This is a genomic window from Paenibacillus lactis (genome assembly GCF_017873605.1).
Classification (GTDB): domain Bacteria; phylum Bacillota; class Bacilli; order Paenibacillales; family Paenibacillaceae; genus Paenibacillus_AQ; species Paenibacillus_AQ lactis.
In genome coordinates this window covers 1-14301 of record NZ_JAGGKI010000031.1, presented here as the reverse complement: position 1 = coordinate 14301, position 14301 = coordinate 1, and the positions used below count along the sequence as shown (strand labels likewise).

10 protein-coding genes are annotated in these 14301 nt (G+C 46.1%); all 10 read left to right on the top strand.

Annotated features, from left to right (window positions below; all coding sequences use genetic code 11):
- Positions 1-85: 85 nt before the first annotated feature.
- The 10 genes from J2Z18_RS28950 (at position 86) to J2Z18_RS28905 (ending at position 14119) form a co-directional block, all read left to right on the top strand.
- Positions 86-769 (top strand): ABC transporter ATP-binding protein, encoded by a 684-nt coding sequence (locus tag J2Z18_RS28950; protein ID WP_007131458.1) that lies wholly within the window; start codon positions 86-88, stop codon positions 767-769.
- Positions 766-3357 carry an ABC transporter permease gene (locus J2Z18_RS28945; protein ID WP_007131457.1) on the top strand — a complete coding sequence of 864 codons (2592 nt, stop codon included), beginning with the start codon at positions 766-768 and terminating at the stop codon, positions 3355-3357. Before J2Z18_RS28950 ends, J2Z18_RS28945 begins: the two co-directional genes overlap by 4 nt.
- A 625-nt stretch (positions 3358-3982) precedes the next feature.
- A complete protein-coding gene (locus tag J2Z18_RS28940) occupies positions 3983-4849 on the top strand; it encodes a carbohydrate ABC transporter permease (protein WP_007131456.1) in 867 nt (288 codons plus the stop codon).
- Positions 4850-4911: 62 nt separating this feature from the next.
- Complete coding sequence (locus J2Z18_RS28935) at positions 4912-5745, top strand: carbohydrate ABC transporter permease (RefSeq protein WP_167324122.1); 834 nt, start codon at positions 4912-4914, stop codon at positions 5743-5745.
- 38 nt (positions 5746-5783) lie between these two features.
- Positions 5784-6938 (top strand): efflux RND transporter periplasmic adaptor subunit, encoded by a 1155-nt coding sequence (locus tag J2Z18_RS28930; RefSeq protein ID WP_210095701.1) that lies wholly within the window; start codon positions 5784-5786, stop codon positions 6936-6938.
- Between the two features lie 37 nt (positions 6939-6975).
- Positions 6976-8313, top strand: a complete 1338-nt coding sequence (locus tag J2Z18_RS28925) for an ABC transporter substrate-binding protein (RefSeq protein WP_210095700.1) — start codon at positions 6976-6978, stop codon at positions 8311-8313.
- Between the two features lie 476 nt (positions 8314-8789).
- Positions 8790-11324: a hypothetical protein gene (locus J2Z18_RS28920; RefSeq protein WP_312889702.1), complete on the top strand. Its 2535-nt coding sequence runs from the start codon at positions 8790-8792 to the stop codon at positions 11322-11324.
- A gap of 269 nt (positions 11325-11593) precedes the next feature.
- A complete protein-coding gene (locus J2Z18_RS28915; protein WP_210095698.1) occupies positions 11594-12289 on the top strand; it encodes a response regulator transcription factor in 696 nt (231 codons plus the stop codon).
- Positions 12282-13388 (top strand): sensor histidine kinase, encoded by a 1107-nt coding sequence (locus tag J2Z18_RS28910; RefSeq protein ID WP_210095697.1) that lies wholly within the window; start codon positions 12282-12284, stop codon positions 13386-13388. The genes J2Z18_RS28915 and J2Z18_RS28910 overlap by 8 nt, the downstream gene beginning before the upstream one ends.
- Positions 13389-13429: 41 nt before the next feature.
- Positions 13430-14119 (top strand): stalk domain-containing protein, encoded by a 690-nt coding sequence (locus J2Z18_RS28905; RefSeq protein WP_210095696.1) that lies wholly within the window; start codon positions 13430-13432, stop codon positions 14117-14119.
- The last annotated feature ends 182 nt before the right edge of the window (positions 14120-14301 follow it).

Sequence of the window (14301 nt, the reverse complement as noted above, 5' to 3'; positions counted from 1 at the left end):
GAAGGAGCGCCCATGCTTCCGAAGCGAGTTTTGTACGCAGTCGATTCAAGAAGTAACGCCCACAAAACTTTTAGGAGATATGGCAATGGAAATTTTAAAAATCGAGCATTTGTCTAAAATATACGGCACTGGCGAATCGGCGGTAAAGGCGCTTGACGATATTTCATTTTCGGTTCAAAAAGGCGAATTCGTCGCGATTATCGGCCCGTCCGGATCGGGAAAATCGACCCTTCTACATCTGCTGGGAGGCGTCGATCGACCGACAAACGGCAAGGTTTTCGTTGAAAATACGGACATCTATGCATTGGACGAAACGCGTCTGGCCATCTTCCGGCGGCGACAAATCGGACTGATCTACCAGTTTTTCAATCTGATTCCTACCTTAACGGTGAAAGAGAATCTGACGCTGCCGCTCTTGCTGGACAACCAGCAGGAAGATAAGAAGCAGTTCGATGCGCTCGTAAAGACGCTGAATTTGGAGCATCGTTTAAACCACCTGCCGAATCAGTTATCCGGCGGGCAGCAGCAGAGAGTTTCGATCGGCAGAGCGATCATCAGTAACCCTGCCATCATGCTGGCAGACGAGCCCACGGGGAATTTGGACAGCAAAAATAGCAGCGAAATCGTCGATCTGTTGAACATGTTGAATAAAACCTATCATCAGACGCTGATTATCATCACTCACGACGAACGAATCGCTTTACAGGCCGACAGGATCATTTCAATTGTAGACGGCAAGATTGCCAAAGACGAGGTGATCCGTCAATGAATATTGTCTACAAACTTGCCATCCGGAATTTGAAGCAAAACAAGAGACGAACACTTGTCACCATCCTCGGCGTCATCATTTCGGTTGCCATGGTGACCGCTGTCGCTACGCTTGTGTTCTCCTTCTCGGATTTAATGATCAGGCAAACCATCGCGGATAGCGGGGAGTGGCATGTTCAATATCATGATGTCACCAAAGAACAGCTTGCGGCGATACAAGCCGATGAGGCGACCAAAACCGTTGCGATTTCAAGGGATCTTGGCTATACCCTATTAGAAGGGGGACAAAATCCCAATAAACCATACTTGTTCATCAAGGAATATGATGCGCAAGGTTTCACGCAATTTCAGGTTGAACTAAGCAAGGGCCGTCTACCCCATACGGACAAGGAAGTGGTTATTTCTGAGCCCGTTGCAACGAACGCCAAAGTGAAGTACGAAATCGGCGATCGTCTAACCCTTCAGATCGGCGAACGATTCGAACAAGGGGGCGATCATCCCTTGGATCAGACCGAACCGCTGCGTAGGGAAAACGGCACATTGACTGAAAGGCTGCAGCATATCAAGACAAAGGATTATACGGTGGTCGGCTACATCAAGCGCCCCGAATGGGAAACGGCGGGGGCCCCGGGTTATACGATCATCAGTTATGTCGATGAAAATATGATCGGGGCAACCGATCGCGTGAATGCAGCGGTGGTCTTGCAGAAAATCAAACCGTCCTTGTTTGCGCATGCGGAAAATGTGGCAAAGAGAAACGATATCGAATCGGTCCAATACAATAACGACTTGCTGCATTATTACGGCTTGTCCAAAAACGAAGAATCGTACAGCATGATGTACTCTTTATCGGCGATCCTGATGGCGGTTATTATGATCGGCTCGGTTTCGCTCATCTATAATGCGTTTGCGATATCCGACTCGGAACGTTCCCGTCATTTAGGGATGCTCGCGAGCGTCGGGGCTACGAAAAGGCAGAAGCGAAATTCCGTGCTTTTTGAAGGTGTCATCATTGGCTTGATCAGCATCCCGATTGGTATTCTATGCGGTCTTGCTGGGATCGGAATCACCTTTTGGTTCATGAACCCGATGATTGAAGGGGCATTATGGAGCAGTGAAAAGCTGACGGTCATCGTCACGCCGTTATCACTCTTGATTGCCTGTATTGTTTCGATGCTGACGATTTTCATCTCGACGTATCTGCCGGCGATCAAAGCATCCAAGGTTTCCGCCATGGACGCGATTCGCCAAACGTCCGACGTTAAGCTTACGGCGAAAGCCGTGAAAACATCGAGGTTCATTCGCAAGCTCTTCGGCATCGAAGCGGAAATCGGATTGAAAAACTTAAAAAGAAACAAACGGAGATATCATGCCATTGTATTTTCGCTTGTCATCAGCATCGTTTTGTTTTTGACGGTATCGTTTTTTACCGCCGGCATGAAACAATCCCTGGAACTGTCGCAGGAAGGCGTCAATTATGATATGGAAGTGTCGTACAGCAATGGAAAAAGAATAGACGACCGGTTGCTGCAATCGATTGTATCCTTAGATGGTGTATTGGAATACAACCTGATTCAAGAGTTCTATAAGCGCGCTTGGGTCGATGAAGCGTACATCTCCGAAGAATTGCAAGAGATGGCTAAGAAGGATAAGAGTTTACTGCAGGACGGAAAATACCCTTACGAGATTAAGATCCATGCATTAGACGATTCGAGTCTGCAAGCCTATGCCAATGCCGTCGGTGCAAATTTCGAACAGCTTAGGGACCCGGATCATCCCGCCGCGATCGTGATGGATACGATTCATTACCGGGATTTGGATAGGGGGAAATACGTCCAGACGAAGGCCATATATACGAATGTCGGTCAAAATTTCGAACTAACGAATAGCTATCAAGATAATGCGGAAGAAACGAAGGTAAGACGTGTGACCGTTGCTGCGCTGACGGATCAAGCGCCGATGGGAATGAGCGGGGCAGGCGTGGGTGGGTTAAATATGATCGTGTCGGAACGCATCATGGATCAATTGGCAGACGTTGAGGAGCTGGCTAACGTTCAGACATACCTCTATTTGAAAAGTATGGAGCCAATGAGGACACACCAGGAAATCGAAGAGATGTTTGAGACCAATCTGAATGTCTACAATGTATATCAATTCAGAAAAAGCGAAGAACAACAGATTCTATTGACGTCCGTCTTTTCGTACGGTTTTATCGTGTTAATCTCCGCGATTTCGATTGCGAATATTTTTAATACCATCTCGACGGGCTTATCCCTTCGTAAGCGAGAAATTGCGATGTTGAAATCCGTTGGCATGACGCCAAAAGGCTTTGCGAAAATGATGAACTATGAAAGTATCTTTTATGGAGTCAAGTCGCTGCTGCTCGGGCTTCCCGTCAGTTTCGCCGTGATGATTCTGATTTATCGGTCATTTGCGAACAGATTCAGCTACGGATTCACCGTTCCCTGGCTGAGTGTGCTGTCAGTTGTCGTCGCCGTATTTGTTATTGTCGTTTCTGCGATTATTTTTTCCAGCAGGAAATTAAAAAAGGAAAACATTATTGATGCGTTAAAGCAGGAGAATGTATAGGGAATATCTCGGTCACCGTTTTTCCTTCCTGTGTTTTACTTAGTGGCGGTCCAGAATATGAGTTTGAGATACAGTTGGCGTTGAAATCGATTATTTTTGTCGGTGATTTCAGCTGCCAAACATGAAATGGATGTAGAACGATAACGAACATCTGAGAAATGAAGTGCACCCCTTAGAGCGGACATGGGATAAGCCCCTAGTGGTATCCGATGAATCCTAGGGGGTGCACTTTTAGTATAATATGGAAGTTTCGCGTGTTAGACGTGATGATTATCTGGTGAAGCCTTTCGATCCGCAGGAGCTTGTAATTCGGATTCGGTCGCTGCTGCGTCGGGTACAGAATTGCCGCAGAAAAGCGGGTCGTATTGTGAAGCTTGAAGCTGGATTGGCTTACTAGAATCGTATCTCTGAAATACACGAAAAAAGCACCTGATACTTTCAGGTGCTTTTTGTTGTACCACTTTTGTTTGTAACGAAATCGCCTAGTCACTTCAATATTTTAAGTATTTTTAATATTTCCCACACTTTTTTCTTAAGCAATCTTATTTATTCTAAATGCAGTGGGGAGCGCAACAGGCCAGGATGGAGGTCGAAACTTTACTGAGAAAGGAAGGATCAGTCAATCATGAAAAAATGGCTCCGTAAGGATGCTTCGGCGGCCATGTTTTTTCTCGTACCAAGCGGTATCGGATTTGCACTCTTTTATCTTATCCCGTTTGCCATGGGTATGTATTATTCCTTTATGAGCCAATCGTTGGGCGGCGAATTTGTGGGATTCGATAATTACCTGGAACTGCTTGAAAGTGGTTCCTTCCGCAAGGCGGTATCCAACACGTTTTACTTCAGCGCGGTCAGTGTTCCGCTTATGGTCATGCTGTCACTCGGGTTAGCGATGCTGCTGAATAAGAATACATATATTCAAAAATGGCTACGTACAGCTTATGTTATGCCGCTTGTTGTGCCCGTCGCCTCCATCATCATGATCTGGCAGCTGCTGTTTGATTGGAACGGCTCCCTGAACGCATGGCTGAACAGCTTCGGATATGAACGGGTGGACTGGATGAAGACGGAATCGGCACGTTGGGTCGTAATCATTGTGTACCTATGGAAGAACATCGGTTACAACGTCATTTTATTCCTGGCGGGACTACAGCAAATTCCGAAGGATTACTACGAAACGGCCCGGATTGAGGGGGCTGGTCGTTTACGGCAATTCCGAAGTATTACTCTGGTCTATCTGACTTCCACGATGTTTTTTGTTGTGATCATGTCCATTATCAATTCATTCAAAGTGTTCCGTGAAACGTATCTGATCGCAGGTGATTACCCCCATGACAGCATTTATATGATGCAGCATTACATGAACAATATGTTCGTGTCACTCGACATTCAAAAGCTGACTGCGGCGGCAACCCTGATGTTTCTCTGTATTTTACTGATTGTACTAGTGCTGTTTGCGATTGAGCGCCGACATCGGCAGTACATGGAATAGGAGGTGGAGCGAAGTCTGTGCAAGTAGCCTACATATTGAAAAAAAGTGCTTTAACGTTTGTCATGGGTGTTATTGCTATGATCTTAATATCCCCAATTGTGATTACTTTCACAAATTCATTGATGACAGAACTGGAAATTGAAATCAATTATGGCCTCATCGGACAAATGAATGAAACTACTGCGGGTAGAGACGGCTCCTTTGCGAACCTGAAACTGATTCCGGACAAGGTGTCTTTTGCACAGTATGGGAAGGTTTTCATTGACAACCCGAAGTATCTGACGATGTTCTGGAACTCCGTGTTCATGGTGATGCCGATTATTGTAGGTCAGACACTCGTCGCGGCACTGGCTGCTTATGCATTTTCCAAGCTGATTTTCCGCGGCCGGGATACGATGTTTTTGGTCTATGTCATGACGATGCTCATGCCGTTCCAAGTCACGCTGGTACCCAATTATATTATGGTCGATAAGCTTGGCATGCTGAATAGTACGGGCGCCATCATTGTTCCTGGTATTTTCGCAGCTTTTGGTGTATTTATGCTCAGACAGTTCATGCTGGACATTCCCTATGCCTACATTGAAGCAGCCAAAATCGACGGTGCCGGACATTTGCGGATTTTTATAACGATGATTGTTCCGATGATCAAGCCGGGATTGGCCGCACTTGTGATCTTGCTGTTCGTTGATTATTGGAACATGGTGGAACAGCCGCTTATTTTTTTGGACGACCCGTTCAAGCAGCCGCTGTCCGTCTTTTTATCCAGGATTAATGATAGCGACCGGGGGATTGCCTTTGCTGCATCCATGATCTATATGGCCCCGATGGTAATGTTATTTCTGTATGCGGAGTCGTATTTCATAGAGGGCATTCAATTGTCAGGTATTAAGGGTTAGCTTATTAGGACGGTTTTTTTAGGAGGAGAAGAAAGGATATGGAGTTTGGAAAAGGGTTAGCTGACCAAAGACGAAAGCGAATCCTTCAAATCGTGTTCATGGGTTTTATGGGGGTCCTGCTGTTGTTTACATTGTTCAGTAACACGCTGCAGTCGTTGACCTTGCCCAAGGTGACCACGGAACAGCCGAAACAGGGAGGCATTGAGCTATCGATCGCGGGAAGCGGAATACTTCAGCCGATCGCCGAAGCTAAACTATCCAGTTCAAACGACTGGAAGGCTCAGCAGATTTACGTAAAAGAAGGTGAACGTGTTAAGAAGGGACAGAAGCTTATCGCTTATGACAACGTAGCGGCAAGACAAGAAATCGAACTTGAATTAACGAATCTGGAAAAGCAAAGGATTGAGCAGCAAAATCTTCAGGATCAGTTTATTCAATCTTCCATTGGGGAGGATGAGCTTAAACTGCGCAGCGCGAAACGTGAAATTGAAAAAGGGAAACTCGATATCGCTGCGCAAGAACGTAAGATCAACGAGATGAAAGAACGACTGGCAAAAGACCAGATGCTTACCGCTCCCTTTGACGGTATTGTCACGAAGCTGAATGCGGTTGAAGGACTTGCATCTGCGGGCGAGCCGGATGTCATTGTCTCAAATAGCAGCCAAGGCTATAGGTTTGAAGTCGGCGCTGATGCAAAACGTTTGTCCAGTATTGGGATATCCGTTGGTGAGCGGATCGAGGTAGAAGTCCACACAGATAAAGAGCAGCAAGCCAATGTCATGGAAGGTGTAATTGAAGAAATCACCAATGCGGAACCGATGATTGAGGGGGCAACCGAAGGAACGGAGACGGTAACCGTCCCTCAAAAGAGAATTCGCATTAAACTCATAAACACCAAGCTGAAAGGAGGTGAGCAGGCTCGAATTAACATCGAGAAAAGCTCTCTCGATCAAGGGCTGCTTGTTTCTAATGAAGCTGTTCATCAGGACCGGGAAGGTATGTACGTTTTTGTAGTCGAAGAGCAGCCAGGTGCACTCGGTAACGTTTTTGTTGCCCGAAAAGTCAACATCAAGTTCAGCGAGCGAAATGACAAAGAAACGATGATCCAAACGGATAGCATTTATGAACAAGATAAGATCATTCTGAAAAGCAGCGAGCCTCTGCAGGATGGCAACCGAGTACGCTTGGAATAGGCGTTGTAAACAGAACATATCAGGAGGAAATTATACGATGAAAAAATGGCATTTACTTATTTCTATGGGAGCTTTGATCGCGAGTTTAACCGCTTGCGGGTCAGGAGAAGGCGGGAACGCGGATAAGCCCGCAACGAAAGAGGGAAAAACGGTGCTTACCCTGTCACTGACAGAGTCGACTCCGTTCTATCAAACGCTGGAAAAAAAGTTCGAAGAGAAATACCCGGATATCGACCTGCAGATCCATGCATATAAAAGCATGGGTGAACAATGGGGACCTGGGGATTTCGAGAAGTATCGTACTGCAACGAATACAGCCATGTTATCAGGAAACGGGATGGATATCATTGAAGTTGGCGGCTTGCCTGTTAAAGAATATGTGAGCAAAGGCTTCCTACTCAATATGAATGATTTGCTGGAACAAGACCAAACACTCCATAAAGACGATTTGCAAATGAATATTTTGGACGGTCTGAAACTGAATGACGGACTGTATACCATCCCTTTGGGATACTCCTTGAGAGTATTGGTTGGTAATGGGGACATGTTGGACAACGCTAATGTGGCAATCGATGATAAAACCTGGGATTGGAAGAAGTTCGAGAAGGTTTCAAAGGAAGTGATCCGTAAGGCAAAGGAGAACGGTATCCCTGAGGTTTATGCATTGGCGTCCTATCCGCCGGAATACCTCTTCCAAGAAATGCTCTATGAAAACTACGCTGCATTTGTTGAACCTTCCGCCAAAAAGGCATTGTTCGACTCTCCGGAATTTGTGGATTTGCTTCAGCAGGCCATGAAAATGAATGATGAGAAGATTATAACCGCTAACGAGGTACAGCCGGGTCAACAATTGTTCAGTTCAACCCCGATTAGGTCACCGCTTGATTTCATCGACGGCCCTTATATGCTGTTCGATCATCCAAAGATCATGCTGTTACCCCGAGCGGGAGAAACCGCGCAAAAAGGAGCGCGAGTCTTTACTTCAACCCAGTTCGCGATTCATGCCAAATCGCCAGCACAAGACGAAGCTTGGAAGTTCATCACCTTCCTATTGTCAGAAGAAGCACAATTACTGCAGGAAAGAGAAGGGTTCTCAATGCTTAAATCCGTGAATGAAAAGCTGATAAATGACCTTCAGGAAAAAGTGGAAAGCGGCGATTATAAGCTTCCGAATGGGCAGCCGGCCGAAGTACCCGACGAACAATTCAATGTGTTTAAACAAATGGTTCAGTCCGCGGATCAATACGTGGATCTGGACAGTAAAGTGATATCGATTGCGGGTGAAGAGTCCATGGCGTACTTCAGCGGACAGAAAACTGCAGAGGAAGTGGCGAAGCTGATCCAGAACCGAGTCACCACCTATTTAAACGAATAGGTAGATCATCCAGGAAGCAGCTCACATTTGTGCGCTGCTTCCTATTTCACAGAAAGAGAGAAAGCCAAATACAGGGAGGTGCATTTATGCACAGGCAAAAAAAGACATGCATAGCAATGATGCTATGCGCTGCGATGTTAAGTCAATCGTTTGTCTTTGACGCATACGGGACATCCGCAGCTGATTCGTCTGTTTCCAAATCAGCTTCAGGCGCATCTATGTTCACACTGGATAAACTCGGCTCGGTCACATTGAAGCAGAGCGTCAGTGTGAAGCTGACGGATATGAATATTTCTGTTCATCCTGACGGGAATATTCTCACGTACACACTTCGTTACAGTAATAATAGTGGCAGTAGAGTAGATCTAATCGATTATTTTTCCAAGCTATCCACTCCGAGTGGCACCATCATAAAAGGAAAAGTTGTTACGAGTGATGCTGGTAAAAGAACGTTGCCTGCAAATAGCAGTCAATCCGTGACGTACTATGTGAACATTGGACGATCGGCACAGGTAAACGGAATGAAGGTTTCCATGTTCGGATGGGATTTTAGCAGCGCCACTTATGAGAAGAAGCTGGGAGGTTTCACGATTCCGGCTCAGTACTCATCTGTAGTCCCTGTAGGCAAGAGCAAGAAGATGAAGATGAATAATATTTCAGTTACGGCCAAGGCAGATACGGTACAGAGGTATACAATCAACGGAAAAGTATATATAAAGTTGGGCATGAAGCTCTCGAATGGAGGAACCAAGGTGCTTAGCGATCCAGGATATAAAGCATATCTAAAATCGGCTGGCGGCTCGATATTTGAACTCTTGCCTGAATCGTCTAGCACTGGCTACAAGCTCCAGCCTCAGGAGAGCAGAACCATCTACTATTGGACAGAAATTCCTTCCACGATGAAGACCCGTGGCATGACGCTGCAGCTGGCTCAGGAAGACGAAACCTTGAAAATGCATCTTCCGGTGCAATCGTTCAAACTTCCTGCGGCAGCTTCGGATATTGCCGTGGCTAAAGGCAAAAGCGCTAAGCTTATGATGAAACAGCAGCCTGTAACGGTCAAGGCAGAAAAAATGCAGCGTATGAAACATAATGGGAAAGTGTATTTGAGGGTGGGGGTCAATTATGCAAACGGAGGTAAGAAGGTGCTAAGTGATCCTGGATTTAAAGTGCAACTGAAGTCGGCCGGCGGCTCGGTGTTCGACCTTGTGCCTGAGGACGAAACAGGAGCCAGCTTCAAGATTCAGCCAGGGCAGAAGCGAACGATTTATTATCTGGCAGAGGTTCCGTCCAAACTCAAAACCGACAATATGATGATGCAATTCATGCTGGAAGATGAAGCTTTAAAAATGACGCTGCCAGTAAAAACCTTCAAGCTGCCTTCCGTTACGGCTGATGTGCCTGCGGCGGATTATGCCGTCAAAAAAATATCCGTTAATCACCTTATGATTGAAACGCAGTTGAAAAGCGCTTCCGTATATGCTGAGAACGATACCGGGAAATGGAGCATACAATTCCGAGTTAAAAATCTTGGCGAAAAATCATTGAAGCTGCCGGCTTATGAGCTTTCCATCCACACGAATGAAGGCTACAGCATCCCGGTGAATGCGAAGGCACTTGCCAATGTTACGCTGAAGCCGTTAGAAGAAAAGCTGATTGATCTCCGTGCAGATGTACCATTGCACATGAAACAGAATATGTTGCAGCTGCAATTAACGGAGCCTGCGGTGGAGGGGAAGATCAGCTTCCCGACAGCCCGCTATAAAATTCCCTATGCTCAGGAAGGCAGAAGCCATCTGGGCTCGGAGAATATCATCGAGAACGATCATGGCACATTCGGCGTAAAGCTGAGTTCATACCAGCGGCTGCCTTGGGGAGATGGGGATCAGATTGCAGCCCGAATCAGCATTCGCAACACCAAAGCGTTAACCGTACAACTGCCGGAACTCAAAGCCCAAGTTAAGGCTGATATGCGTGACATCAGCAGTACAGCTCAAATCGTGATACCGAATGATCAGACGACTCTGGCGCCTAATGAAACCGTAGAGCTATATGTACTTGCCAATGTGCCCTATTCCTATAATTTCAATCAATTACGCATTGAGCTTCAGGAAAGTTCAGGAGAGGACGTCACGAGATTTCTGTCGCTAAATACCCGAGCGGTCAACAATGTGGTGAACCAGGTTGCTGCAGGTGATTCTTATCTGATCCATACGCCGGGCAAGAAAGCGGAGGTCCGTGAACGAATGAGTACCGTGTACCAGGACAGCAGCTCCAATTTGATATACACGGAACTGGAGATGGCCAGTCAGGAAACACGTCAATCCATGCAGGCGCAGCTGGTGGCTTACTACAAAACACCGGACAACGAGTATTATGAGGCAGAGGTCAATCAATCGTCCGTCAAAACAAGCCCGAAAGGAAAAAATCTGGTGACCGTTTGGAGCAAGCTTCCGCTGAATGTGAATACTTCACAGCTTGTATTGTATGTCGGCGAAGGTGTAGCAGGCCGAAAGCTGACCGATCTTGAGGAAGAATCAACGGAAGTCATTGGATCGATCAATACAGTGGGATTAGCGCTTAACCCTAGAGCTATCCAATCAGCAACGAATCTAGGGAATGTGGAATTGTTTCCTTATAAACTCTCCATCACGAGAGGAGAAGCTAGACTTAGTGAGGGAAAAGACATGCTCAATACCGTTATTCATTATAATCTCATAAGGAATGGCGATTACGAGACAGGTGAATATGAACATAAACTCATTATGGAGATTATTGACCCGAACGGACAATCCACGGAGAAGACATTAACGCTCGGCACCGATTTGTTCATCGGCAATAATAAATCATACTCCATTACAGTGAATAACAATTTCCGCAATAATGTAAGCGGAGGGGGAGTTCGCATCAATCTGTATGATGAGTTCCAAGGTCGGAGAATGTTGATCGGAAGCCAATCGTATCCGATTATTTATGAAGAGAATCAGGTGAACAAGCCGGATAGCGATTAAATACTATATCTAGACACAGGTAGATAGAGGGCAACACCCCTGAAGATGGAAGACTATATTCGGGGGTGTTTTTGAACCCTTTCTTTCAGTTTGCAACTGTAACTTTAATAACTCTTTAAGAATTCCAAAAGGATTCTTAAGATATTCCAGTTAGACTGGTATAGTCGGGAGGTGCTTACAAGCAAGCTGTTGGATTGAATTTACGAACCCTCCTGCTTATAGTCTCAAGTTTCAATAAAGTTGCAAAGTGAACGAAGAGGATGGATACCATGAAGCGGATTACAATTCTTATCGCGGACGATGAGCCAGAAATTGCGGACCTGATTGAGCTGCACTTAAAAAAAGAAGGCTATGATGTCCTTAAAGCGGCGGACGGGCAGGAGGCGGTACAATCAGCTCAAACGCATTCCATCGATCTGGCGATACTGGATATTATGATGCCCAAGCTGGATGGTTATGAAGTCATCCGGCAAATTCGGGAACGGAATCAAATGCCGATTATTTTTTTGAGCGCCAAAACGTCCGATCTTGATAAAATTGCTGGGCTGGTGAGAGGAGCAGACGATTATATGACCAAGCCTTTCAACCCGATGGAGCTGATCGCGCGTGTGAATGCCCACCTTCGCCGTTATATGCAAATGAGCCAACCGATGATTTCCGGCAAACCCGCGCTGGAAGCGGGAGGGGTGGTCATTTACCCCGATCAGCGGATGGTGACCCTGTATGGCGAAACGATCGAGCTGACGCCTAAAGAATTTGACATTTTGCATTTACTGGCCAGTTACCCAAAAAAGGTGTTTAGTACGGAAAATATATTCCAGCACGTATGGGGCGAGGCCTACTTTGAAACAAGCAATACGGTTATGGTGCATATTCGGACTTTGCGGAAAAAGCTGCATGAAGATACGAACAAAAACAAGCTGATCAAAACGGTTTGGGGGGTAGGCTATACGTTCAATGGCTAATTTGATACAAAGCTTCCGCTCCAAAATGATTGTGCTCTTTGGCTTGAGCATGCTCTTATCCGGCATCATCATGTTCGCACTATACAAAATTCTGCAATATTATTACCGAACTCAGGTTAAATTCGAGGATCCGCTGGCTTATGTCCGTTTGTTCATAAGAACGGTCGGGGATATTAATTTTTTCCTGATATTTTTTATCCCGTTGGCGGTCTTTTTTTTCTTTCTGCTTACGAAGCCTTATGTGGCTTATTTCAATGAAATTTCTGCGGGGATTCGGCACCTCGCCAACGGCGAGTTTGACAAGCGGGTTTCGATTGCGACCCGGGACGAATTCGGGGATATCGCAGCGGATATCAATCTGACCGGGGAGATGCTCAAGCAAGCGGTGGCGAGGGGAGATTTTGCCGAGAGCAGCAAAGATCAACTGATACTGAATTTGGCCCATGATTTGCGTACGCCGCTCACTTCCGTTATCGGTTATCTGGATTTCATTCTCAGGGACGAGTTATTGACCAAAGAACAGGTTCGGCATTATACGGGCATTGCTTTCGCGAAGTCGAAGCGCTTGGAGAAGCTGATCGACGAATTGTTCGAAATCACGAGAATGAATTACGGTATGCTGCCAGTCGAAAAACGACCCATCGACTTAAGCGAGCTGCTGACGCAGTTAAGCGAAGAATTACTTCCGGTTTTTGAGAAAAACAAACTGAAGGCCCGATTGCACGTTACTCCGCATCTGATCATTTCGGGCGATGGCGACTTGCTGGCACGCGTGTTTGAAAATTTGCTGACCAATGCGATTCGTTACGGCAACGACGGTCAGTTTGTAGATATTCATGCTTTCCTTGAAGCAGAAGTAGCGGTAGTTCAGGTGATCAACTTTGGCGAGCCCATCCATCCGAACGAACTGCCGCATTTATTCGACATGTTTTACACCGGCGATAAATCCCGGATTCATCGGGAGGGCAGCACAGGCCTTGGCTTATTTATCTCGAAAAATATCGTGATGCAGCATCATGGAACGATCACGGCCGACAGCAGCTTGATTCGTACAGCTTTTGAAGTACGACTGCCGCGAGGCATGCAAGTACCTGAATAAAAATGGTATGACCGACTATCGAAGGGAGCGAAGAGGGCGATTTGCGGAAATATGTATGGGTATGGATATGGTTCGGTTTGTTAGCTGTGATTGGTTTGGCCGCTTACGGCGCAAGCTCCTCGATTGACTTCCTGTCTTCCGGGAAATTTGAGATTAACGGGAAAACCGTCAGGCTTCCTGTAATTAACTACAACGGAAACATCTACGTCCCGCTTCGCCTTGTAGGGGAAGAAATGCATGCCGAAGTTTATTATGACGAGAACAAGGAATTAATCTCGATCAAGCAGCAAAGCCTAGCATTCGATGAACAAATAGAGGCACCCGTTCCGTCCATTGCTTATGAGAACGAGTACAAGGATGGTACCGTATGGATGCAGGAGATACCGCTGCTGCAGGGAAGCTCTTGCTGGAATGGATGCCTGGAAGTGAACGATCCGGTAGAGCAATGGGTGTCCGAAGCCCGGTATCCGCCGGTTAGCGTGAGGCCTGGCTCAAATATCGTCATAACTTATCCGGCTGGATTGGAGCCTGACGGATTGAAGATATTCAACGTCTTTGATTCGGGTAACGGCACTGAGCAGTATGTCGAAATGATGGCGGTTGATCATCGAGTACAGCTGCCAACGGAACTGGGGGTATATACCATCTTAGTTAATTCGGACTGGGAGACAGGATATACCTCGTATGCTTTTGTTATACATATTACTGACCGCGATGATCTAAGCGACTAATCTTGAACAAGGAACTTCAGCCAACACGTCGGAGAGTTACGTTTCAAAATTAAAAGTCAAAAAAAAACCGTCATGTTTTTATGACGGTCAGGCTGTCGAGAAAGTCTCGACAGCTATTTTCTTGTGAATTTAATTCAACACGACACCGCGTTAATGTTGTATAATGGTATTAAATAAACCGT